The 23,029-nt window shown below is 36.7% G+C and carries 23 protein-coding genes; 10 read left to right on the top strand and 13 right to left on the bottom strand.

The window, feature by feature from the left end; all coding sequences use genetic code 11:
* Positions 1-146: 146 nt before the first annotated feature.
* On the top strand, positions 147-1,502 hold the full coding sequence (locus tag C0966_RS05340) for an IS1182 family transposase (protein WP_274853653.1): 1,356 nt from the start codon (positions 147-149) through the stop codon (positions 1,500-1,502).
* 170 nt (positions 1,503-1,672) lie between these two features.
* On the opposite strand, the gene C0966_RS05335 is transcribed toward C0966_RS05340, so the two are convergent.
* The 4 genes from C0966_RS05335 to C0966_RS05320 form a co-directional block, all read right to left on the bottom strand.
* Positions 1,673-2,503, bottom strand: coding sequence for a glycosyltransferase family 2 protein (locus C0966_RS05335; RefSeq protein ID WP_274854145.1), 831 nt, complete (start codon positions 2,501-2,503; stop codon positions 1,673-1,675).
* Positions 2,504-2,557: 54 nt separating this feature from the next.
* The gene (locus C0966_RS05330; protein WP_274854144.1) at positions 2,558-3,436 is read right to left on the bottom strand and encodes a glycosyltransferase family 2 protein; all 879 of its coding nucleotides are present in this window, start codon (positions 3,434-3,436) and stop codon (positions 2,558-2,560) included.
* A gap of 162 nt (positions 3,437-3,598) precedes the next feature.
* Positions 3,599-6,502, bottom strand: coding sequence for a hypothetical protein (locus tag C0966_RS05325; RefSeq protein ID WP_274854143.1), 2,904 nt, complete (start codon positions 6,500-6,502; stop codon positions 3,599-3,601).
* 295 nt (positions 6,503-6,797) lie between these two features.
* Positions 6,798-6,965, bottom strand: a complete 168-nt coding sequence (locus tag C0966_RS05320) for a hypothetical protein (RefSeq protein WP_274854142.1) — start codon at positions 6,963-6,965, stop codon at positions 6,798-6,800.
* Between the two features lie 395 nt (positions 6,966-7,360).
* On the opposite strand from C0966_RS05320, the gene C0966_RS05315 reads away from it, so the two are divergent.
* The gene (locus C0966_RS05315; protein WP_274854141.1) at positions 7,361-8,380 is read left to right on the top strand and encodes a hypothetical protein; all 1,020 of its coding nucleotides are present in this window, start codon (positions 7,361-7,363) and stop codon (positions 8,378-8,380) included.
* A 177-nt stretch (positions 8,381-8,557) separates the two neighbouring features.
* Here C0966_RS05315 and C0966_RS05310 read toward each other — a convergent pair whose 3' ends face one another.
* Both C0966_RS05310 and C0966_RS05305 read right to left on the bottom strand, forming a co-directional pair.
* Positions 8,558-8,947 (bottom strand): M67 family metallopeptidase, encoded by a 390-nt coding sequence (locus tag C0966_RS05310; RefSeq protein ID WP_274854140.1) that lies wholly within the window; start codon positions 8,945-8,947, stop codon positions 8,558-8,560.
* 398 nt (positions 8,948-9,345) lie between these two features.
* On the bottom strand, positions 9,346-10,008 hold the full coding sequence (locus C0966_RS05305; RefSeq protein WP_274854139.1) for a hypothetical protein: 663 nt from the start codon (positions 10,006-10,008) through the stop codon (positions 9,346-9,348).
* A gap of 526 nt (positions 10,009-10,534) precedes the next feature.
* Here C0966_RS05305 and C0966_RS05300 point away from each other — a divergent pair.
* Positions 10,535-10,699, top strand: a complete 165-nt coding sequence (locus C0966_RS05300; RefSeq protein ID WP_274854138.1) for a hypothetical protein — start codon at positions 10,535-10,537, stop codon at positions 10,697-10,699.
* Positions 10,700-11,170: 471 nt separating this feature from the next.
* On the opposite strand, the gene istB is transcribed toward C0966_RS05300, so the two are convergent.
* The 3 genes from istB to C0966_RS05285 form a co-directional block, all read right to left on the bottom strand.
* Entirely contained in the window at positions 11,171-11,893 is a 723-nt protein-coding gene (gene istB, locus C0966_RS05295; RefSeq protein WP_274854137.1) for an IS21-like element helper ATPase IstB, read from the bottom strand.
* Entirely contained in the window at positions 11,890-13,398 is a 1,509-nt protein-coding gene (gene istA / locus C0966_RS05290) for an IS21 family transposase (protein WP_274854136.1), read from the bottom strand. The genes istB and istA overlap by 4 nt, the downstream gene beginning before the upstream one ends.
* Before the next feature lie 96 nt (positions 13,399-13,494).
* Entirely contained in the window at positions 13,495-13,677 is a 183-nt protein-coding gene (locus tag C0966_RS05285; RefSeq protein ID WP_274854135.1) for a hypothetical protein, read from the bottom strand.
* Positions 13,678-13,894: 217 nt separating this feature from the next.
* Here C0966_RS05285 and C0966_RS05280 point away from each other — a divergent pair, with 217 nt between their 5' ends.
* The 4 genes from C0966_RS05280 to C0966_RS05265 all read left to right on the top strand — a co-directional run bounded on the left by C0966_RS05280 (position 13,895) and on the right by C0966_RS05265 (position 18,019).
* Complete coding sequence (locus tag C0966_RS05280; protein WP_274854134.1) at positions 13,895-15,085, top strand: ParM/StbA family protein; 1,191 nt, start codon at positions 13,895-13,897, stop codon at positions 15,083-15,085.
* Positions 15,086-15,090: 5 nt separating this feature from the next.
* On the top strand, positions 15,091-15,462 hold the full coding sequence (locus C0966_RS05275; RefSeq protein WP_274854133.1) for a hypothetical protein: 372 nt from the start codon (positions 15,091-15,093) through the stop codon (positions 15,460-15,462).
* Positions 15,463-15,778: 316 nt separating this feature from the next.
* Positions 15,779-16,966 carry a glycine C-acetyltransferase gene (locus tag C0966_RS05270; protein ID WP_425535918.1) on the top strand — a complete coding sequence of 396 codons (1,188 nt, stop codon included), beginning with the start codon at positions 15,779-15,781 and terminating at the stop codon, positions 16,964-16,966.
* A gap of 87 nt (positions 16,967-17,053) precedes the next feature.
* On the top strand, positions 17,054-18,019 hold the full coding sequence (locus tag C0966_RS05265; protein WP_274854131.1) for an L-threonine 3-dehydrogenase: 966 nt from the start codon (positions 17,054-17,056) through the stop codon (positions 18,017-18,019).
* 164 nt (positions 18,020-18,183) lie between these two features.
* On the opposite strand, the gene selD is transcribed toward C0966_RS05265, so the two are convergent.
* Complete coding sequence (selD, locus tag C0966_RS05260) at positions 18,184-19,236, bottom strand: selenide, water dikinase SelD (protein ID WP_274854130.1); 1,053 nt, start codon at positions 19,234-19,236, stop codon at positions 18,184-18,186.
* Positions 19,237-19,398: 162 nt separating this feature from the next.
* Here selD and C0966_RS18550 point away from each other — a divergent pair, with 162 nt between their 5' ends.
* Positions 19,399-19,635 (top strand): Rdx family protein, encoded by a 237-nt coding sequence (locus tag C0966_RS18550; protein WP_342456717.1) that lies wholly within the window; start codon positions 19,399-19,401, stop codon positions 19,633-19,635.
* Between the two features lie 171 nt (positions 19,636-19,806).
* Here the strand turns inward: C0966_RS18550 and C0966_RS05255 are convergent, their stop codons facing one another.
* Positions 19,807-20,193: an Hsp20/alpha crystallin family protein gene (locus tag C0966_RS05255; protein WP_274854129.1), complete on the bottom strand. Its 387-nt coding sequence runs from the start codon at positions 20,191-20,193 to the stop codon at positions 19,807-19,809.
* Positions 20,194-20,302: 109 nt separating this feature from the next.
* Here C0966_RS05255 and selA point away from each other — a divergent pair, with 109 nt between their 5' ends.
* Positions 20,303-21,709 carry an L-seryl-tRNA(Sec) selenium transferase gene (gene selA, locus C0966_RS05250; protein WP_274854128.1) on the top strand — a complete coding sequence of 469 codons (1,407 nt, stop codon included), beginning with the start codon at positions 20,303-20,305 and terminating at the stop codon, positions 21,707-21,709.
* Between the two features lie 231 nt (positions 21,710-21,940).
* On the opposite strand, the gene C0966_RS05245 is transcribed toward selA, so the two are convergent.
* A complete protein-coding gene (locus tag C0966_RS05245; protein WP_274854127.1) occupies positions 21,941-22,084 on the bottom strand; it encodes a small acid-soluble spore protein P in 144 nt (47 codons plus the stop codon).
* 112 nt (positions 22,085-22,196) lie between these two features.
* Between C0966_RS05245 and C0966_RS05240 the strand changes: the two genes are divergently transcribed.
* Positions 22,197-22,460, top strand: coding sequence for a hypothetical protein (locus C0966_RS05240; RefSeq protein ID WP_274854126.1), 264 nt, complete (start codon positions 22,197-22,199; stop codon positions 22,458-22,460).
* 158 nt (positions 22,461-22,618) lie between these two features.
* Here C0966_RS05240 and sspO read toward each other — a convergent pair whose 3' ends face one another.
* Positions 22,619-22,768 (bottom strand): small acid-soluble spore protein O, encoded by a 150-nt coding sequence (gene sspO, locus C0966_RS05235; protein WP_274854125.1) that lies wholly within the window; start codon positions 22,766-22,768, stop codon positions 22,619-22,621.
* Between the last annotated feature and the right edge of the window lie 261 nt (positions 22,769-23,029).

The raw sequence follows: 23,029 nt of genomic DNA, 5'->3' as shown, positions 1-23,029 counted from the left end.
TCTTGGTTTTTTTATTGGATAAAAACAATAATCCATACCGAAGATATGGATTCAGCTTGTAGACTAAGTCCCTAACTAGGGGCTAAATCTACAGGCTTTTTTTGTACAATAGGGATAGAATTCTTGGTTAACGGGGGAAATTTAGGATGTTATCGAAGCGTACAGTCAATAATCGAAATCAATTGGAAATGGTGGCTCTTGATCAATTGGTTCCAGAAGATCATTTGGTAAGGAAGATTGAACAAGCCATAGACTTTGATTTTATTTACGATCTTGTCAAAGATACCTATTGCCTAGATAACGGAAGGCCTAGTATTGATCCTGTTGTGCTCATTAAAATGGTCTTTGTGCAGTATTTATTTGGTATTCGGTCCATGCGTCAAACGATCAAAGAAATTGAAACCAACGTGGCGTATCGATGGTTCTTAGGATATGGTTTCACAGAGAAAATTCCTCATTTTTCAACGTTCGGCAAGAATTATGTTCGTCGCTTTCAAGGTACTGATTTATTTGAACAGATTTTTTATCGTATCTTAGAAGAAGCGATGAATAAAGGGTTAGTAGACCCTTCTGTTGCCTTTATTGATTCTACACATGTCAAAGCAAGCGCCAATAAAAAGAAGTACGATAAGAAAATTGTCCGGGCAGAAACAAAAAGCTATCAAGCGCAATTAGAGTTAGAGATTAACCAAGACCGCGAAAACCATGGAAAAAAGCCCTTTCCCCCGAAAGAGAAGGAAGAAACCAAGGAAATAAAGGTCAGTAAAACAGATCCTGATAGTGGCTATTACGTAAAAGATGAACGGGAAAAGATGTTTGCCTATTCATTTCATACCGCATGTGACGCAAAAGGCTTTGTCTTAGCTACCAAGGTAACGGGAGCGAATATTCATGATAGTCAGGTGTTTGGTCAATTACTCGAACAAGTCATCGAAAAAGTAGGCAAACCAACTGCAGTAGCCGTAGATGCCGGATACAAAACCCCAGCGAATGCGAAAAGTCTATTGGACAAAGAGATTCGTCCCGTTATGCCATATACAAGACCAAGAACAAAAGACGGTTTCTTTAAAAAGTATGAGTATGTATACGATGAACATTATGATTGTTATATCTGCCCAAACAACCAAATTCTTGAATACCGAACCACGACAAGAGAAGGATATCGACAGTACGCTTCTAATCCGGAAATATGTAAAACGTGCCCGTTCTTAGAAAAGTGTACCCAAAATAAAGATCATACCAAATTCATTCATCGCCACATTTGGGAACATTATGTGGAAGAAGCCGATCATTTAAGGCATACAGAGATCAATAAAAACATATATGAGAAGCGCAAAGAAACGATTGAACGAGTCTTTGCCGATGGAAAAGAGAAGCATGGCATGCGATGGACAACCCTTCGGGGACTGGAAAAATTGTCCATGCAGGCGATGCTTACTTTCGCTGCCATGAACTTAAAGAAAATGGCAAACTGGACATGGAAAAGACCATGTCCAGCCTAAATAAGATAAGAATCTTAGAAAATGATGAGCAAAAAAAAGACAAACCGCAACTCAAATGAAGCATTTGAGTTGCGGTTTGTCGACAGTCTGAATCCATACCGAAGATATGGATTTTCTTTATTTTTTAAAAGCGTCTTATTTAATTAAGAAATAAGCTTTTTCGTGACCTTTCAAAAGGAAATGTAATGACGCTCCTTGTTGAAAGGCTTTTCTCGTTTAACTAATTCTCTAATATTCTTCAAATCATTAATCTTCCATTTATGAAAAAATTTTCTTTTACTTTCTTGAATGATTTTTATTTGGAGCGATCTGTTTACTTTAAAGCTGCCGCTGCCATAGTGATGAATAAAAACATCATTCGCCACCCACAATTTTTTTTCGCATATTTGAGCTCTAATACTAAAATCTGTGTCTTCAAAATAGCCAGGGTAAAATCGTTCATCAAGCCCGCCAATCATATCAATCAGGTTTCTTTTAAAGACCATACAAAGACCGCTCAGATTTTCAACTTCATACCCTTGCCGATCGTGTTTTTTTGTCCATTCATAAGCAAATTTCTGCATTTGGTCCATTTTTTTATAGGGAACGGGTTTGATCGCTTGTTGGGGGATGACATAATTTGATCTAGGACCTACTATGCCGATTTCAGCATTATTATAAAGCCACCACAGCAACCGGGTTAACCATTCTTTTGTAACAACTGTATCATTGTTGAGAAGAACAATAGTTTCTCCTCTTGCAATTGATAGCCCCTGATTGCAGCCGCCTGAAAAACCTTTGTTTTTTTTATTCGCAATAACAGTGGCGTTTGGAAGGGATTTAAGATATTCAAGGGTATCATCTAAGGATCCATTGTCTACAAGAATTAATTCAAAGTTTTCTAATGTATGCTGAAAAACGCTGGTTATACATTCCTTAGTAAAAGAAAGACCGTTTCGAGTAACAATGATAATTGAAGTTAGTTGTGATTTTTCTGATTGGATTAGATTTTTATCCTCCATTTCCTACCATCCTTTAAAATAAAACTCTTTCGGAGAGCTCTTTAAATGTACGAATTAAAAATCTATATCAAACTTGTTAAAATACCAGTCGTCATTATATTTTCGTTTTTGAAAATAAGCTTCTCTTTGTTCGTTAACTCCATCTTGAAGCACTTGTGCTTCAATAGCTTTAACTTTTGCATGTACGATCAATTTTCTGCATTTTTGTATGCGTACAGCGTTAAAGTGAGAATAAGCCATTCTAAGTAAATTATAATAAACATCATCATAGCTGACTTTATATGGATGAGCTTTTCTAAATAAATGAATTATTTTCACCTCAGGCTGAACGTGGCAGTGATATCCGAAAAGCCACAGCTTGATGGATAGCTCTACATCTTCGTGTCCCCAAGTTTTAAAACCTGTTTCAAAACCGCCAACATCTTCAAAAACCTCTCTTCGAATGATGAAGCATCCTCCGGGTAATACAGCTGTTTCAAATAGACCGTTTTGTTTAGAATTCCATTTAATTCTAAGATTCGGTTTTAAGGTTTGGCCGTAACCGATGAATTTGGTATTCCCCATCGAACCAATTGCAGGTGTGACTGCATCTGATTGTCCGGTAAGCAACGGTTCAATTAAAAGGTCAATCCACCAATTTTCAAATTGTAAATGTGCATCACAAAAAATCAGGTATTCTCCAGATGCGTTTTTTGCCCCTAAATTTCTTGCGTTTGCGGCACCAATTCCCTCTGAATGGATGAGTTTAACTTGATCCTTTTTATAATAAGTTTTGAGAAAGTCACAGCAGTTGTCTTCTGATCCATCATTTACGATAATCACTTCAAAAGGATAATTGGTTTTTACTGAAAATAATGAATTAAGCGTTGTTTTTACATTTTCGCCTTCATTTTTAGCCGGAAAAATAATAGACAAGAAAGGTTGAGCTGCCATTAAATATGTCGCTCCTTTTAAAATTAAATTCTTACTGTTTGGATGATATATCTGAAAGAGAATCTAAATCTAATAACAGGAATGCCCCTCTCGTTTTAAGACAATGTTTCTTTTTGCAAGAGGAGAGGGGAATTCTTTGAACATATCAATTATTCATTTGAATCATCGCTTATTTTCGTTTCTAAGATTTTTAAAAGGATTAATAGCTGTATTAATTGTTCCGGATTGATTTTTATATAATGGATGTTTTTCATAAAATAAATCAAGAGAATTCTTTTGAATTGAGTCATTTTTTGTTGGCATGTAATCATCTTTGGTTTTGATCGAAACTATTCCGATATTTACATGTTTCGATAAGGAAGTGAAATCCCTCTGACGATCCGGAAGATGGTTTTGTTGTAGAGGAGACTGGGTAAATTGTTTCATTTGATTAAGGGAGGTGTGAAATTGAGTCTTTTCTTTAATTTGCTCACAAGTGAAACGGAATTGGGTTGTTTGGTCCTTCGGTTGTTTTAGTGAGATTTGATGATTAATTTTTTGTTCTATATTTTGAGAGTTTTTATTCAAGTCCTTTTGCTGTATTGTCTTATTCGGAAAGTTTTCTTCGTTTTTTGTTTTCTTTTGAAAATTATTTTCCTTGTTTTGAATTTCTTCGATTTTTTTGTTTAATTTATCTATTTCAAACTTATAATGCTCTTTTTTTTCAGTAAATTCAGATATTGTTTTGTTTAAATTATCAATTTCATTTTTGAGTTTATTTTCATTATCGCTATACTTGGATATAGTGTGATTTAATTCTTCTATTTTTTGTGTATTATGAAAATCCTTTTCAGTAAGATCAGATACTGTTTTTTTTAGAGTCTCGATTTCTTGTTTGTATTGATTTTCTTTTTCATGGAAAATAGCTGTTGATTCATGAAACTGATCCAGCTCAGTTTTTAAATTAATTTCTTTCTCAGTAAGTTCGGTGATAGTGTTATTCAGCTGTTCGATTTTTTGTTTATAATCATTTTCCTTTTCATGGAACAGAGCAGCAGATTGATTTAAGTTTTCCATCTCAGTTTTTAAATTAATCTCTTTTTCAGTAAGTTCGGCGATTGTGTTATTCAGCTGTTCAATTTCTTGTTTATAATTGTTTCTTTCTTCATCGAACAGAGCGGCAGATTGATTAAAGTTTTCCAGCTCTGCTATTAAATTATTTTCTTTTTTAGTAAGTTCGGTGATTGTGTTATTTAGATGTTCGATTTCTTGCTTATAATTTTTTCTTTCTTCATCGAAAAAAGCGGCAGAGTTTTCCATCTCTGCTATTAAACTAATTTCTTTTTCGGAAAGTTCAGTGATAGTGTTATTCAGCTGTTCGATTTTTTGTTTATAATCATTTTCCTTTTCATGGAACAGAGCGGCAGATTCATTTAACTGATCCAGCGCGGTTTTTAAATTAATTTCTTTTTCAGTAAGTTCAGTGATTGTGTTATTTAGATATTCGATTTCTTGCTTATAATTGTTTCTTTCTTCATCGAAAAAAGCGGCAGATTCATTTAACTGATCCAGCTTAGTTTTTAAATTAATTTCTTTTTCAGTAAGTTCAGTGATAGTGTTATTCAGCTGTTCGATTTTTTGATTATATTCATTTTCCTTTTCATGGAACAGAGCGGCAGATTCATTTAACTGATCCAGCGCGGTTTTTAAATTAATTTCTTTTTCAGTAAGTTCAGTGATAGTGTTATTCAGCTGTTCGATTTTTTGTTTATAATCATTTTCCTTTTCATGGAACAGAGTAGCAGATTCATTTAACTGATCCAGCTTAGTTTTTAAATTAATTTCTTTTTCAGTAAGTTCAGCGATTGTTTTATTCAGCTGTTCGATTTCTTGTTTATAATTGTTTCTTTCTTCATCGAAAAGAGCTGCAGAGTTTTCCATCTCTGCTATTAAACTAATTTCTTTTTCGGAAAGTTCAGTGATTGTTTTATTCAGCTGTTCGATTTTTTGTTTATAATCATTTTCCTTTTCATGGAACAGAGTAGCAGATTCATTTAACTGATCCAGCTCAGTTTTTAAATTAATTTCTTTTTCAGTAAGTTCATTGATTGTGTTATTTAGATTTTCAATTTCTTTAATATAATTGTTTTTCTCTTCATCGAACTGTGCAGCCTTTTCAGAAAGCTCGGTAACCGTATTCTTAAATTCCTCTATTTCATGTTTATACTTGCTTTCAATGTCATAAAACTGAATAATTGTTTTATTGAAATTCTCAATTTCTTCTTTATAATTTTTTTCTTTATCGTTAAGAATGGCAATAGTTGAATTCAATTCGGCAATTTCTTGTTTATAATTATTTTCTTTTTCGATAAAAAGTTCTATTGTTTCATTTAGTTTTTGAAGTTCAGCATAGATTGTTTCCTTTTCTTGATTACTGGTAATTGATTTATTTATAGGAGATAAAAGGGATATTATTTCGAAAATTTTACTTTCGAGGTTTTGAATTTTGTTTAAATGCTCATTTTCAAGCTTTGTTACAAAATATTCTTTTTGTTTTTCAGCTTCTGACTTGTAAGTTTGTATTTCATTTTCCAATTTGCTGTATTTGTTTTGAAGATTTTTTTGAGTAGATTCGTAAATAGCAATTTTTCTTTGAAATTCATCAATTTCTGATCGTAATGCCATGTTTTTCTGTTCAAGCAGCTTATTCATTTCGAGTTTCTTTTGTAGATCCGTTTTGTATTTATTATTAGCATCTTTTAATTGTGTTTTATATGAATGTAATTCTTCTTCTAATTTTGAAATCTTCTTTTGTATATTTGAATTTTCTTTTTCTTTCTTTTTAATCAACTCTTGAAATTCGTCTATTTCTTTTAGTAACTTTGCATTTGCAGTTTTCAGGTTTTTTATTTGATTATTATTGTAATTTTTTTCATATTCCTTGAGTTTCGATTTATATTTAGCAACTTCAGACTTAAGATGAATAATGATTTGTTGAAGCTGTATAGTATTTAATTTTTCCTTATTTCTATCCTCCTTTTGGACCTTTTTATTATGGTTCTCTTCATCTTGTGTGTTCGAATACATATAACCACTTCCTTTTCATTAAAACATTCCAATGAAAGCTTATAAAATTGTAATTTTTATGTTAAAGATTTTATAACATTAATTCATATTAAAAAATGGTTCCATAATAGTTATATGTACCAATCTGATATTTGTGAAAACTGAAAGAACTTCTTGATTTTATGGACAAAATACTCGCAAATCCAAATCTTGATCATGTTCAAGTAAGTAAATGCGAGTATTTTTTACAATGGATTATCATAATGTTAAGTAAACGGGTTACAAACCATCATTAATATGATTAGGATTAAATGGTCTAAGTTGGATTGCTTTTTCTTCCGCAGCATCCTTTTGTCTTCGTCTGATTTTTCGGAAGTATGGTTGGTACGGGCTGAAAAAGTATTTTGCTTTTTGTTTGTTTGCTGATTTGTTTGGATTCATTTAATTTTTTTTGAACGATCCTTCGAATATTTTCAAAACTCATTTCTAATTGCCCTCCTTTAAGCATATTTATATATTTATATGTAATCTTGTGAAATCAGGTAACTAGCTCTAAAAGGATTGGTGGAAAAAATAAATCGTGATTACTTGAAATAGAACAGGCTGGTAAAACAATTTAATTAAAAGCTTCGAATAATAATATAAGAAGGTGAGAACAAAATGGATTTGAGAATCATAATGGGGGATCAGGAGTTGGCAGTCATCCCATATGATACACTGCCGGCTTTTTATTATCTTTATCGAGAATTAGGGTTTCATGTGAAAATGGATACTCAAAATCGGAAAGTCCTATTGAACTCAGGTTTGTATGGAAAAAAGATTTACATATCGTCTGATGATGATTCGTATCTATATTCATTTAGAAAAGAGAAGTTAGAATTGGAAATTCTAAATCATGTTCAAAAATTTCTTTCTGCATGCGGAGCGGATGTCATTTTAAACAATGAAGCGCTGGCAGAAGAAAATACGAATTTTCATTTTAAGCTGGCATTATTTGAAATTCCAACAATTAAAGAACCTGTAATGGAATTAACTCATAATTTAAAATCCACCAATCAGAAGTGGCTAAGCCTTTTTCAACATGAATGTAAAATATCGGGTACGAAATTTAAAACGAATGAGTTAGTCAATAACGAAAATTCTCATTTTATAAAGGTACATGTTATGTATCCTGAAATAGAAGATCGTTCTTTTTGGAACCAGTTCGGTGAAAACTGTGCAATTACGATAACATTAGGGATTCTTTCTAGAATTCTAGAAAGTTCTTCTTCATCTGTTTTTTCTATCGTTCCTTTAGACATTCTCATGACTAACTTTTCTAAAACTAATAAGAAAAATGCGATTCCTAAAAAACAAGATGAAATTCGACTTTTAGACGATCAAAAACTTGATTCAGGGAAATTAATGATTGATAAGAGACTAGAAGCAGAAGTATTTTTTGATTATCATTTTCTTATTGATGAGAATGAAGGCCTAAAACTTAAGGTTTTAGGAAATTTGCATATAAAAAATATAGGAACAGAAATATTACGGAATCCTGCCATCTGTTTGCGTTCCACTCCATCAGAAAGCATAAAAATTTCCGGACAGATACTCCCTCCAAATGTAGCTGAAACTCTGGGAATGATGAACAATGAAGGAACAAAAGGTTGGAAATATATGAACAATGATTGGTTTGAAGAAGCTGAAAAGAAAGGAGAAACATGGATAAGTCCTATTCATCCATTAATTATTAATCCTGGAAAAACAGAGTCTTTATCTAATTTTCAAATAAGTCTTCATAATTTAGAAAAATATGATCATTTCCGCGTGGAAGCTTTTGTATTTTTTAAGGAGCAAGAACTTGAAATTGCTTCTAACAACAAAATATTACTTTCATTTACTGTAAAGAAAGAATAACTATATTTTATAAGAAATTGATGAAATGTTTGTTAGTTGTATATGGAATAAGATTAAAATTTTGGAAGATAAAAAAACTCGCAACTTCGACCTGATTCAAATACAGAAAGAAAATGCGAGTAGTTATTGTTTTTTGGCAGACTCGAAAATGATATACCAAAATCTATTTTCTACTTGTCAATGTACGATTTTGATGGATAATTGTTTTACATAATTAGCCTTCATTTGAAAGCATTTTACGATTGGAGTTTGCTTTGCAAGTGAGACAATAAGATATCCTGCCTCTGGATAGTTGTTGTATTCAATATCTTGTAAGGATGGATAGGCTTCGGCTGTTGGATGGGAATGGTAAATGCCTATTAATGATTCATGTTTCTTGTCAATTAGTTCAAAGACGCGGCGAATTTGATCCAGATCCATCGAGAAGGAAATCGGACTCCGGTTTACGTTTTCCATAGGCCAAATCGTCTCTGCTATACCGTTTTTCCCTGAAAGCAAACCGCAGGCTTCTAAAGGAAATTCCTCTTTGCAGTGGAAGATTATCCTCTGCCAAACATTTTTGGTCATGAAAAAAGTACCAGATAATGATCGAAGATTAGCTGCTTCTCCCGCAGCAGCCTTTTGTTCGTGCAGGCTGAGGCTGGAGTGGCAGAGCGGGACGTTTTAGTTGACGTATTGGTGTTGGGTTTGACAATCCCAATTTTTTTCGGACTTTTCTTCTGAGGTTATCAGATGTCATTTCTTTATCTCTCCTTTATCAGATCTATCATATAAATATGTTTTTTTCATATTTATAGGAACGTAAATAATGATAAATGGGTTGCCCAAAAAAGAGGAATATTATCTATTTATTTCAATCAATCGAGATTATACTAATTATCTTTTAACATATCAATTTGAAGAGAAAAACCGGAAGAGAAATTTTTCTCCCGGTTTTTTGTATTGGATCTCTTCCTGAAGGTCTGTCAAACAATACGTTCACAAGGCCCAACTTCAACATCTAAATCAGAGGCAACTGTTGTTAGAGGAATAGTAACAGTTGCGGAAGGGCTAGTAATGATGAGTGTTAAACTTGTATTATTTATTAATGTCACTGAGAAGGTGGCATTTTCTTCTACTCCGCCGTCCGGCGTAAATATACCCTCACCTGAAACAATCAGTGTACCAACAGCTGTACATACCGGCTGCCTAAATTCAGTGGCTCTAAACGTAAAGCTTTGATCAAGGTCATCGTCAGGAGTGCCCACAGGAGTAGGTGCTGGCGTGTCAACAAATCTTACTCTCAAGCTGCTTTTAGCAAGCGTACATTGGTCACAAATTAAGGCTGTAAGATCCAGTTGTCCTGTCGGTGTAAGTGTAGAGTCAGTAGTAGGAAGAGTCTCTATATATGTGATGGTTGCTGTACCACTAAAGTCAGCTGCTCCCTGGCAGAGACAATTCTCTTCAGGGAAGAGTGTCGGACATTGCTGCGGGAAGTTTGGAAACGGCGGGCAATCAATTTCATCCGGTCCGATCGGTATAACAGGACGCGGTCCGCAGAACTTCGCTTCGACTTCGAGTTTTACTTCTGCCTCTACTTGAACATCTTTACACATTACAACATCAATAAAAACCATGTTACCTAGCATTTGATTTAAAAGCACCTGACACCTTACATCAAATATGTTACAGTTAATTTCTGTTCCTTCTGGGAAACAGAGGAGTACATCGTCCACAAAGCTGATCGGTACTACGAAATTACAGCCTGGAAGAGGGGAGCCATCGCAAAAGAATTGAACGCGAATATGGACATGGAAGGCAAGTGTAACAACTTGAGCTCCTGGAATCGGTGAGTTTGGTGCTGGAGTTGCACCAACAAAATCGCAGCTTCTAGTGTTCGGTACTTCAAAACATTGAGCAGTTACAATTCTGCCTTGATCACGGCAGTTTTCGATTTGTGCAAAGCACTCATCAGGAATTGGAACTTTGTTTTTATCGTGATTTGTAAGGACGACCCAGTCATAAACTTTTGTAACACGAATACATTCAGGTCCGAAGGGATTCGGCGCTAATTGGCGACCTTGAATGGATTTAAGGTCCTTTTTCATATAGTCATCTTTCCTTTCGTTTGTTTAGTTCTTATTACTAATGCATTAATATAGTATGGAAGTACCCATGGTTGCGTACACAAATCTTACAAAAATAGGCTCTTTAAAATACGCAGAAGTACAAGCTTATGAATTTATTAAGGACATTGGAGTTTTGGTTTTAGATAAAAAAACACTATATAATGAAGCAATTATTTTGGAAGGGACAAATGCTTGTTTTGAAGGAAATTAAGAATTTCATTCGTTGTCTATAACTTTGAATTGAGTTTGTGGTATTCTGCCTCTACAAGAAACGCTGAAGAAACGGAAGAGGAGCACTCAGCCCGGCTCCTCTAAACAGAGCGCTTGCTCCTTTTGTACTTACAATTTGAATCGGCTACACTTAACTGGACAAAAAAATTAAGGTCAGGTAGACTAACCATCCAATCTGGGTATACTGCTAATCAAGCATAAGAGATCCCATACCAGCAACTTTACTAGGAGAGGCGGGTATGCTAGCCTGGTATGGCAAGCCAGATATTTTCATCATCTGGTTTCCTGGCTGGGAAAGCATGCCCGTAGAGGCTCCTTGTCAAGTTGCGGTGGTTACCCACTACATTTGGAAGTCTACTTCATCTCATTCAGTTAATGGAGGTGCACTGTGTTTTGCAATTTAAAAATCCAGCGTTTTGCAAGATTTTTTTCCAGCACCTTGCTCTTCATTTTATAGGTTCATATAGGAATTTTTTAATCGATAACTTGGTCCGGTAAATGTAAGTAAATAACTGTGATGTACGAGTCTGTCAATTATTGCAGTTGTCATTCTCTCATCATGAAAAATACTGTTCCATTTGCTAAATTCAAGATTTGTTGTAATGATAATACTTCTCCTCTCATAACACGAGGCAACCACCTGGAAAAGAAGCTGCGCTCCTTCCCGGCTAACTGGAATATAGCCCCATTCATCACAAATTAAGAGATCCGCCTTTTCTAGCTGACTGATTGTTTTATGCAAGGTACCTGCCTGTTTTGATTCGATTAATTCATTCACCAATGCTGCAGTTCGATAAAACTTTACGACTTTTCCTTGATTACACGCTTCCACTCCAAGAGCCGTCGCCAGATGAGTTTTGCCCGTTCCAACACCTCCATACATTATTAGATTTTCTTTTCTATCAATGAATGCTGCCGTTTTTAATTCGTCTATCGAAAGCTTTGCAGGCAGTTCTATTCCTCCGAATTCATATCCTTCAAATGTCTTAAAGGTATCAAAGTTGGCCTGTTTTAATAACCGGTTTTTTCTAGTGATTTTTCGATGCTTTACCTCCAATGCAAGGAGCTCTGCCAGAAACTCTTCATGAGTTTCTGCTTGTATGCTCGAATAATGTTCTGCTATTCGGTTTCCGAGTTTCAGTTCTTTACAGTATGCTTCTATTTGGCTTCTCATTTGACACCACCGCCTAAAAGTTGATCATAACTGGTCCAATTTGCTTCAAAAACCTCTTCTTGTTTTAAATGTTCCGAAATCTGAATTTCTGGTAAATCCTCTAATTTCCCAGTTATTCGATACCAGGTGGTCAAAATGCTGTCTGTATCTGTTTGCCCCAGTTTTATACTCTCGACCAATGCCTGTGTTGCAGTTTCAATATCTCCTTCTTCCTTAATGATTTGGGACAGGAGCCGTAAGGCTTCTTTCTTTTTGCTTGTATATGATAAATAATCTTGCCATGGGTCCGGCAATTCGCGAAAAAACGGCATCTGTTCAAAAGATTTAGGTCTTCTGGCCATCAAATCCAAATAAGGTATCCATTTCATGGATTCTAAGTTCTCTCCGTACAACCTTTGGTGTTCGACCACCATATGGTATTCATCATCTAATACGATAATTGTTTCGTATGTAATTTTTAACCACACTTCCTGGGATGCGAGGGAAGGTGAGGTAGAATACCGGTTTTTTTCAAAGCGAACCTTGCCATATTTATCTGCTCTTGCTTTTATCAACCTGTGAACATCAAATGATGTTTTAGGTAATTCCCAAATGGGTTTCTTGTCTTCCTCAAACAATGTTGCGATTTGCTTTTCTTTTCGGTAATGTGGTCGTTTCATATCCTCCTCACAGCGAATAAGTAAGGATTGATTAAAGGCGTTCATATCTTTAATGATTGGGATGGGAACCAGGAAATTACGTCGATGATAGCCCACTTTATTTTCGACATGCCCCTTTTCGTGGCCGCTGTTAGGATTACAGAAAATAGGCTGAAAGTTATAATGGAGGGCAAATTTCTCGAACTGCGGTACTAGCTTGCGTTCCCCATTTTTGTAAATACTAATGACAGCTGCCGATAAATTATCAAACCAAATCTTTTTTGGAACGCCCCCAATATATTCAAATATCTGTTTTAACCCCTGAAGAAGACATTCTTGATTTTGGGCTGGCATCGCTTGCATAAAGCCAGCATTACTGTAAGGAAATGATAAATTTAAATAGTAACCTTCTTTTTCAACTCCTGCTGACTCGTCTTGATAAGTATAGCTCCCAAAGTCTACTTGCGCTGTTCCAGGAGAATGTTCAAGTGGCAAGTATCCTTCATTAGCGTCATAAAGCTCTTTCTTTTTTGTGGATACATAATATTGAACGGTCCGGTATGAAACATTAAAGTCATCCCCAAACATGGCTTTTAGGCGATGAAAAACACGGGCTCCAGTATGGCGTTGTTTCTTTGGAGCTTTCATGTCCTCTTGAAGCCACTGATCGATAAGAGGTTTATAAGGATCTAATTTTGATCCTTTAATTTTTTTCCGTTCCGAAGGAAGGGAATTATCATCCTCTTTATAGGCATATTTCTTAACAGTTTTAAAATCATGATTAGTCTCTCTGGCTATGGCTCGTAAAGAGAGCCCTTTATATTGATGCAAATACTTGATATGATGTTGTTGAATCATTGAAAGCATCCTTTCTTCCTCCTCTAACTGACATTTCACGCCAATTAGAAGGTTAGTAGAGAAGAGGGGTGCTGGCAATGATTTTTTTTTCTTACTGTAGGATTTTTATTTTGCAATTTGCGCCATTTCTATTTTGCAATAAACACTTTCCGCGAGTGTAACGGGAACTCTCATAGTGACTGTACGATGATCTCCTCCGGGAGTAGTGATCGGATCTACTTCAACACTGGCACAATCACCAACGGTTGCAGAATCGTTAAAATCTATGCAATCTTTATCTTTTCTCATTTTTAATTCCTCCTTATAATTAATGGTTCAATTTATCGTATGCGATTGGGGATTTTAAGCATAGATGAATGAAGCAGTATAATCGTGGAATTTTTGGGTTTTTATATAAAAAACAATAAAAAAAATGAGGAAAATATATATAGTTTTAAGAAAAATGTATAGGTACTAGCACACTGAATCTCACTTCGTGCATAGGATTCAGAAGGAGGAGGATAACATGGAGAGACATAATTTTTTTGCCGTTGATATAGGTAACAGCTGGTACAAAGTACTAGCCTCTGATCATGGAACAGTATATGAATACCAAATGCCTAATGCAATCGCTTTGTTTGATGATGAATTTTATGAAAAACCATATGATGAGGAAGACGTGGTTCTTGAGGAAAATTTAATTGTTGAAGTTAAGAGTCAGGCTTTCAAAGATAAAAGAGAAATCTATTATATAGGAAAAGCTGCAACGAGGCAGCGGAACGTAAGTCTGACATCTTTTAATAATCAAAAAGCAGAAGAGGATCGAACCTTTATTCTTCTTTTTGGGATTGCAGCCTACCATGCGCTTTTGGCAAATCCCGATGAAACTGAGATATCTTATGAAATCGATCAATTGGCTGTTTCATTGCCCACCACCCAATATAAAGAGAAAAAAGATCTGTTAAAAAAGCGCTTAATTGGGACACATACGATTATCTTTCATAAGGTGCCGGGAGTCCCTGACCCAAAAGAAGTAGTTGTAATAATCGATGTAAATGATGTGATCGTCGGTGCAGAAGGAGCATGTGCCTATTTAGGGCTAACTCGTGACCAGGAAACATTAGGAATTAAAGACGATTCCCTCATTAAAGATTCACGGAAAGGTATCATCATTGGCGACTTGGGTGGAGACTCCGTTGATTTTGTAGGAATTAAAAATAATAAACCTGTTGCCTCAGTAGAAGGAGAACCATTCGGGATCAACCAATTTCTTGATAATATCATTCAAAAAGTGAGTAAAAATGAATTGTATAAATTTGACTCACGATCAGAACTGGAGGAAAAATTAACTGCGGGCCCTTCGGAATGGTACGTTGAACCTTTTGCCGGTGTCAGAAAGGATATTAGCAAGTATATCATTCCCCAGCTAAAATTAATGGCCATCAAATACCTTGAACATTTCGATCGGGTACGCAGCAGTTCAAATGAAATTAAGGGTGCAGTTAAATATATAGCTGTTGGGGGAGCCGCTAAACTTGCAAAAAGACAAATACAGGAAGCGGCAGTAAAATGGGCTGAAAGAGGACGCCCGATTGAATTAATGTTCCCTGAAGACTTAGAAAAATTAAATGTACTTGGACTCATGATTCTAGCAAAAATGAATTATCTAAAGAAACAACATGGAACATTATCCGAGTTAGTTACCACTAAAGGATGATCGATATGGTGAAAACTTATACCGATTATATCAATAAAATTGCAATATCAATTCCTGATAAATTCATTGATGTAAAAACAGGTGAGACACATGCTGTTTCCCAAAAACTTCAGGAACAAATTGAATACCATGCAAATAACAGTACACTTATTCATCTTGTTTTTTCGGCATTAGATCAATATTTAAAACCAAAAGCGGCCAATGGAGTGACTGAGGAAATTTTACTTGAACTATCGGAAATTAAGAGGATGATCGAGAATGGTTACATTCCTTTGAATCATTCACCACAATCTTTTGTTTCGAAAAACAAAGATTTGACACCTAAATCTGTTGATTTAAAAGAAGTGGAAGACATTCTTGAAGCATTTGGGGGATAACGATATGAGTCAAAAAGGCTAAGGTTTGCATTTTTGTAAGTCACCCATTAAAAACATGTAAATTGTCCGATAGACTTTCATATGAATATAGAAAAGCCCAGTCGTTGCCGCTGGGCTTCTAATTTTATATTTCTTGGATACGCTAAAAAAGAACGAACTTTCCGAATTGTGTCCTCTATATATGCACAAAGAAAAAAATATGATATAGTAATATGACAGAAAGCTTTACTGATCAAGTGTTACATAACAAAAAATTGTCCACTCTAAATATACAGTTGTATTTTTTGTGGTGACAATGAGACAGGAGGATTATTGCGTGTCAAGTAAACTGGAACAATTTTTGAAAGAAAATTTAGAAGATCTAAAAACCAGAGGCCTATACAACGTCATTGATCCGCTTGAAAGTCCAAACGGGCCGATGATTACAATTAATGGGAAAGAACTTGTCAATCTTTCTTCAAATAACTACTTAGGTTTGGCAACAGACGAAAGGTTGAAAGGCGCGGCAATCGATGCCATTAACCGCTATGGAGTGGGGGCAGGAGCCGTCCGGACCATTAATGGAACGTTAGAACTTCATGTAAAGCTTGAAGAAAAGCTGGCTGAGTTCAAAGGAACAGAGGCGGCCATTGCCTATCAATCCGGATTTAATTGTAATATGGCAGCTATTTCGGCTGTGATGGATAAAAATGATGCGATCCTGTCTGATGAACTGAACCATGCTTCAATCATCGACGGCTGCCGTTTGTCAAAAGCGAAAATTATCCGATTTAACCATTCGGATATGGACGATTTGCGCGCAAAAGCAAAAGAGGCGAAGGAATCGGGGCAATATAATAAGATTATGGTCATAACAGACGGTGTTTTCTCGATGGACGGAGACATTGCAAAGCTTCCGGAAATCGTCGAAATTGCGGAAGAGTTCGATTTGATTACGTATGTAGATGATGCTCATGGTTCAGGGGTGTTGGGAAAAGGTGCCGGAACGGTCAAGCATTTAGGACTGCAAGATAAAATTGATTTCCAAATTGGAACTCTTTCAAAAGCAATCGGAGTTGTCGGCGGATATGTTGCCGGCAAAAAAGAATTAATTGACTGGTTAAAAGTTCGAAGCCGCCCGTTCTTGTTCTCTACTTCTTTGACACCGGCCGATGTTGCGGCATCCATCCGCTCGATTGAAATTTTGATGGATAGCACAGAGTTGAATGAGCGCCTTTGGGAAAATGCTAATTATTTGAAAAAAGGATTAAAAGATTTAGGGTTTGATATCGGAAACAGTGAAACACCGATTACCCCTTGTATTATTGGAGACGAAGTGAAGACACAGGAATTCAGCAAGCGGCTGAATGAAGAGGGTGTTTATGCAAAATCAATCGTATTCCCGACAGTGCCAAAAGGAACGGGAAGAGTGCGCAATATGCCTTCTGCTGCTCATACGAAAGAAATGCTCGACCGAGCGATTGCAGTTTATGAAAAAGTCGGCAAGGAAATGGGGATTATTTAGTTTTTTCTAAGATAAAGAATTAGAAGTCTGTACGAACTTATTTTTTTTCCAGAGTTGATTTAACGGGAGATAGACGGAGGAGACAGCATGAAACGAATTTTTATTACCGGTGCCTTAGGACAGATCGGATCTGAGTTAACGGTCATGTTAAGAAAAATTTACGGCACAGATAATGTAATGGCTACCGATATTCGAAAGAATGACAGTGAGGCAGCACAAAGCGGTCCATTTGCGATCGTTGATGTTACAGATGGAAGAAAAATGGTTGAAACGGCAAAACAGTTTAAAGCGGACACGATCATTCATATGGCTGCTTTATTATCGGCAACAGCAGAGGCCAACCCTGTATTTGCCTGGAATTTGAATATGGGGGGCTTAATGAATGCGCTTGAAACAGCACGAGAACTCGGCTGTCAATTCTTTACCCCGAGTTCGATCGGGGCTTTCGGGCCGTCTACTCCTAAAAATAATACCCCACAGGATACAGTACAGAGGCCGGCAACGATGTACGGCATAAATAAAGTTGCAGGGGAATTGTTAGCGGATTATTACTTCCATCGTTTTGGTGTAGATACAAGAGGTTTGAGGTTTCCCGGCCTCATCTCTTATGTAACGCCGCCGGGCGGTGGAACGACGGATTATGCAGTCGAAATTTATTACGAAGCAATCAAGCACGGCAAGTATACATCCTATATTAATAAAGGAACATATATGGATATGATGTACATGCCTGATGCGCTAAACGCGATTGTCACTTTAATGGAGGCAGACGGGTCAAAGCTAAAGCACCGCAATTCATTTAACGTGACAGCAATGAGCGTTGATCCGGAAGAAATTGCTGCTGAAATTCGCAAGCATATTTCCGGATTTGAGTTAACATACGACGTTGATCCTGTTCGCCAAAGTATTGCCGACAGCTGGCCGAACTCTTTGGATGCGTCTGCCGCTGCGGAAGAATGGGGCTTTAAAGCAGAATATGATCTAGCAAAAATGACGGAAGATATGCTTCAGAAATTAAAAGAAAAATTAGTAGATGAAGAGGTCCGGGCTTAAGGCCCGGTTCTTTTTAGTTCATATATAGGGATGACGGCTTATTAATCGGGCTTACGGTTTATAAACCCCGCGCTTCTTTAAAGCGTTAATACGTTGAGGGCCTGGCCCGCACTACTTTAAAGCGTTAATATGTTAAATGAAAAAAGGTGAAATCTAGAGCGATTTCACCTTTTTACGTAAATAAGTTTGTCTTTTCTTTCTGTTACTTGTCCAATAATGCTCGCTGAGGTCAGGCCATGTTTATGAAGTTCTCCAACATATTTTTCAGCCTCTTCTTTTTCAAGAGAAACGAGGAGGCCGCCTGATGTGATGGCATCACATAACACAATTTGTTCTTCTGGAGAAATATCCTCATATTGAACATCATTTTGCAGCCATTTATGGTTTGATTTTGACCCGCCCGGTACAACGCCTTTTTCAGCTAATTCATATGTACCTTTAAGAACAGGCACAGATGAAAGGGCAATCTCAAAACTGGCATTGCTGCCTCTTGCCATTTCACTTGCATGGCCGAGAAGTCCGAAACCAGTTACATCTGTGACGGAGTGAGGATGAAACGATTTTAATACGGCTGCCGCTTCTTTGTTCAACATCGCCATCCATTTTGTTACTTCTTCTTCTTGTTCAGCAGTTACGGCAGACCGTTTGATTCCGGTCGTGATAATCCCGACTCCGATTGGTTTCGTTAAGACAAGAACATCTCCCGGCTTCGCCCCGACGTTTTTCCAAATATGATCCGGGTGGGCAATTCCTGTGACAGACAATCCGAATTTTGGCTCCTGGTCATCAATGGAGTGGCCTCCAACAGTGATCGCACCCGCTTCTTTCACCTTGTCTGCAGCACCTCTTAATATTTCGGACAACATTTCGGGTCCGAGCTTTTTAATTGGATAACCTACTAAATTTAATACGGTTTTCGGTTCTCCGCCCATCGCATATACATCACTGAGTGCATTCGCAGCAGCGATTTGGCCGAACATATAAGGATCATCGACAATTGGGGTAAAATAATCAATTGTTTGTATTAAAGCGATTGAATCAGTCAAACGATAAACACCTGCATCATCTGATGTTTCATGGCCGACTAAAAGTTCAGGAACAGGCTCCTGTGCCGGTAAACGACGCAAAACTTGCGCCAGGTCCTCAGGACCAATTTTGCAGCCTCAGCCAGCTTTCGTTGAAAGAGATGTTAACCGGATTTTTTCATGTTCACTCAACTTTTTCCACCTCCAATAATCATTATAGCTTTTCACTCGCTTTAAAGCCTAATTAGAACGCTTTTTGGTTTGCACATGAATAGTGCTTGTAATAAAATATAACTAATCATATTGGAAAATTCACGAAATTTAAAAAACGATCTTTCAAGAGGAGGATTATTGATGAAAAAGTATCAAGTAAGTGTCGAGTTTTGCATGAAATGAAATTACGCACCGAAAGCCGCGAGTTTCGCGGAAGAACTATTTAACCATTTCCGTTCAGATATTGAAAAAATGGAGCTAATTCCAAGTTCAGGCGGGGCATTTGAAGTAACTGTAAACGGTGAGAAAATTTACTCCAAACTTGACACCGGCGTTTTCCCAAATGCCAATGAAATTATTGAAAAAATGAAGAAATAAACCATTTGAGACCTCTTTGCATGTTGGAAAGGGGTCTTGTTTTTTCTATATGGACAATAAATATATTATGTAATCAACCTAAACAATTTTACGCAAGTTATTTTTGAGAGGACAATAACAATTTTATGTAAACAAACAAAATAAGAAAAGGCCGTCCAGCCTTTTCCTTTTTTAAACAATGGTTATTTTTCGATTTTTGCCTGTACCGGGTGTTGTTTTTGACAAAAAAACTTCCAAGATTCCGTTGTGAAAAACCGCATGGATCTTTTTGTTAATGATTGAACAAGGAAAATCCATTTTGCGGGTACGGGTACGATAGGTATTGGGTTGGTGATTTGCAGAAATGGTAAGTATTTTGTCCTCAACATACACGTTTAAATGGGATCGCTCATAACCGGGGAGGAGTGCTTCTACAATAATTTCTGTTTCTGTTTCAAATATATCGACACGAAACGCTATCTCGTCCAAATAGCTCGTTAATGGATCAAGAAAGAAGTTTTCCAGCCATTTTTCAATTCCTTTTAAATCGAAAGGCTGTTTCTCATTCTTATCAGCCATCGTTCTTACCCCCTTGTTTCAATTATTATATTCACACTTAGCTTCTTTGTGAAAGAAATAGAGAAAATGGTATAATGAACCAGCAATCTTGTAGTGGAGGGATACGGAAGTGAAACAGTTTCTGCGCTTCATACCTCCCGTTCATGAATTCCAAAGAGATGGTCGTTTTGTCAAAATGATGAGCGAGAACGGGATTGATTTGAATCATGTAACAAACCTTTTAAAGGAAGTCATTGAAGAGGTCAGGGAAGAACTAATGAATGAATCGTGGGAGGGTCATTTGCCGGGAACTGCGGAATTCTCCAGTTCTGTGTTTGAACTTCTTGAAAAGAAGATTCAGAAGCAATACAGCTATACATTAGCCCGAGTAATAAACTCAACGGGAACCATTTTACATACAAATCTCGGAAGAGCCAGATTGAGTGACGAAGCAGCAAGGCATGTTCTGGAAATCGCGATGAATTATTCCAATCTTGAGTACAGTATTGAAAAGGGAGAAAGAGGTTCACGGCACAGCCATGCTGAATCGTTAATCAAAAAAATTACCGGTGCCGAGGCAGCAATGGTTGTAAATAATAATGCAGCAGCTGTTTATTTAATTTTAAGGGCGCTTGCAAACGAGAAAGAAGTCATCGTATCCCGCGGACAGCTTGTGGAAATCGGCGGTTCGTTCCGAATATCTTCAATAATGGAAGAAAGCGGTGCAAAGCTGATTGAGGTAGGAACAACGAATAAGACCCATTTGTATGATTACGAAAACGCCATTACTGAAAACACCGCCATGATTTTAAAAGTTCATACAAGCAATTTTAAAGTGATTGGTTTTACAAAATCGGTGGAAACAGAGGAGCTCGCCTCTTTAAAAAAACAATACCCCGGAGTGATCTTTTATGAAGATTTAGGAAGCGGTGCCCTATATGATTTTCAAAAGCATGGAATCGGGGAAGAACCTGTCGTCAGCGAAGTATTAAAAAAGGGTGCAGATCTCGTTTCTTTTAGCGGAGATAAGCTTCTCGGCGGCCCCCAAGCAGGCATTATTGCAGGAAAAAAAGAATTGATCGACCGGTTGAAAAAACATCAACTGGCCCGTGTCGTTCGTGTGGATAAAATGACATTAGCAGCACTGGAAGGGACGTTGTTGGATTATTTAAAGGGTGAGGACCGTTTGAAACAGATCCCTGTTGTAAGGGATTTGCTCGTACCGATTGATGTTCTTGAAAAAAGAGCGAAACGCTTCCTTGACCGATTATCTGATTTATCTGAGGATTTTTTCGGGAAAATTTCCGATGCAACGAGTCAAGTTGGGGGAGGAACTATGCCGGATGTTGAGCTGCCGACAAAGGTCATAACGCTGACACATTCTCGACTTTCAGCAGAATCGGTCGCAAGAAAACTTCGAATGGAAAGTACTCCGCCCATCATCGTAAGAATTCAAAAGGATGAAATTCATTTGGATTTAAGAACGGTTACCGAAGAAGAAGAAACTGTTATTCTTAATGCATTAGCTAACATTTAAAGCGATTTAAGGCTGTTGACTCTTTTGAAGTCAACAGCCTTCTCATGTTGTTCAATTTTTTTGATCTTTGTGTTGAGGGGAACATACAGTTTTGTATTTATGAACCATTTTTCGTGGTTTGTCAACCAGTTTTCGGGTTTAACGGTCAATCATGGGTTTATGAACCACTTAAAACCTCTTTTCAAATATATCGATGTTTATCGACCACTTTCCAAATTCCCACTATTCTTGCTACATATCATGATGTGATTTCGATTTTTGTCCTGTATGGTTCCGGTTTTTTACTTTATGTGATCCGCTTAAAGGTGCAGGCTGGCCCGGCTGGTCGCCTTTAGGGGCATTTTTTCTCATATCTTTGCCGTTGTTTTTATTCATATTCATCCCTCCTCATAATTAGGATAGGAAAAGCGGCTTTTTTTATTCCGAATATTTTTCAAAGAACTGCACACTTTAACGGTACAAAGTTTTTACAACAGGAGTGAAAATCATGCCTTATCATAAAAACAAACAACAAGCCTTTCAGGCGGCCCAGCAAGGGGTAGAAGATGCACAAGAACTTTATTATGAAATCGTCAAAGACAGTGCAAACTACGGACACCAATTGAAACATTTGAAACAGGAAGTGAACGAAGCATACCAGCAGATTGAAAATGCACTCGAAGTAGCTTCCGAACAGCAGCAGTCACAGTTAAGAAAATTCCAGCAGGACTTGAAAAATATTGTAAATGGTGTCAATAACACAAAATCTTAAATAACGTAATACTGAACCCAATGCCTGTCATCGGCATTGGGTTTTTAACGCTTTAAAGTACCGAGGGCCAGACCCTCATCGCTTTAAAGCGATGAGGGTCTGGCCATGCAAATTGGATCTAACGCTTTGCTTTTGAGTCAGTCTCCCGAAAATTGGTTTTATTGGTTCTTTTTGCGTTTTTTGTTGTTTTGCCTTTGGGCTTCTGTCAGCGGTTCATTTAAAAATTCTTCATTGTATCCTGCACCTTTGCCTTGACCTCCGGCATCGTTCATTCCGGGACGAATATGATTGGCTTTTCTTTGCACCATATGATCACCTCCATTGCTGTTTATTTTTTACATTTGAAATGCAGACATACATGAAAAAATACTTTTGTACCATAACGACAACTTCATTCCGTTTTTTTACAAGACAAACTAAATATCTTTATAAATATAGGGTTATTACCACTAAATACTTAAAATCTGAATTTAATATAAGAATTTCTTATCATAAACAATAACTTTCTTGTTATTTACTTAAAGAAATGGTTGTATTAAGATAGAATTGTGTGAAAAGTGAAGAGGCGC

It is taken from the genome of Bacillus methanolicus (assembly GCF_028888695.1).
In the GTDB taxonomy this organism is placed as follows: Bacteria; Bacillota; Bacilli; order Bacillales; family Cytobacillaceae; genus Bacillus_Z; species Bacillus_Z methanolicus_B.
Note: the sequence above shows the minus strand (reverse complement) of the source record. Positions and strands in the feature narration are given on the sequence as shown.

Bases quoted from the DNA above. Each gene is read 5' to 3' on its own strand.
- C0966_RS05305 (WP_274854139.1), bottom strand. From the start codon at position 10,008: ATGCTAGGTAACATGGTTTTTATTGATGTTGTAATGTGTAAAGATGTT.
- C0966_RS05255 (WP_274854129.1), bottom strand. From the start codon at position 20,193: ATGGCTGATAAGAATGAGAAACAGCCTTTCGATTTAAAAGGAATTGAA.
- C0966_RS05285 (WP_274854135.1), bottom strand. From the start codon at position 13,677: ATGAGAAAAGATAAAGATTGCATAGATTTTAACGATTCTGCAACCGTT.
- C0966_RS05245 (WP_274854127.1), bottom strand. From the start codon at position 22,084: ATGAATAAAAACAACGGCAAAGATATGAGAAAAAATGCCCCTAAAGGC.
- C0966_RS05310 (WP_274854140.1), bottom strand. From the start codon at position 8,947: ATGACCAAAAATGTTTGGCAGAGGATAATCTTCCACTGCAAAGAGGAA.
- sspO (WP_274854125.1), bottom strand. From the start codon at position 22,768: ATGGTGCAAAGAAAAGCCAATCATATTCGTCCCGGAATGAACGATGCC.
- C0966_RS05240 (WP_274854126.1), top strand. From the start codon at position 22,197: ATGCCTTATCATAAAAACAAACAACAAGCCTTTCAGGCGGCCCAGCAA.
- C0966_RS05330 (WP_274854144.1), bottom strand. From the start codon at position 3,436: ATGGCAGCTCAACCTTTCTTGTCTATTATTTTTCCGGCTAAAAATGAA.
- istB (WP_274854137.1), bottom strand. From the start codon at position 11,893: ATGAGAAGCCAAATAGAAGCATACTGTAAAGAACTGAAACTCGGAAAC.
- C0966_RS05320 (WP_274854142.1), bottom strand. From the start codon at position 6,965: ATGAGTTTTGAAAATATTCGAAGGATCGTTCAAAAAAAATTAAATGAA.
- C0966_RS05265 (WP_274854131.1), top strand. From the start codon at position 17,054: ATGAAACGAATTTTTATTACCGGTGCCTTAGGACAGATCGGATCTGAG.
- C0966_RS05325 (WP_274854143.1), bottom strand. From the start codon at position 6,502: ATGTATTCGAACACACAAGATGAAGAGAACCATAATAAAAAGGTCCAA.
- C0966_RS05280 (WP_274854134.1), top strand. From the start codon at position 13,895: ATGGAGAGACATAATTTTTTTGCCGTTGATATAGGTAACAGCTGGTAC.
- C0966_RS05340 (WP_274853653.1), top strand. From the start codon at position 147: ATGTTATCGAAGCGTACAGTCAATAATCGAAATCAATTGGAAATGGTG.
- C0966_RS05275 (WP_274854133.1), top strand. From the start codon at position 15,091: ATGGTGAAAACTTATACCGATTATATCAATAAAATTGCAATATCAATT.
- istA (WP_274854136.1), bottom strand. From the start codon at position 13,398: ATGCTTTCAATGATTCAACAACATCATATCAAGTATTTGCATCAATAT.
- C0966_RS05300 (WP_274854138.1), top strand. From the start codon at position 10,535: ATGGTTGCGTACACAAATCTTACAAAAATAGGCTCTTTAAAATACGCA.
- C0966_RS05335 (WP_274854145.1), bottom strand. From the start codon at position 2,503: ATGGAGGATAAAAATCTAATCCAATCAGAAAAATCACAACTAACTTCA.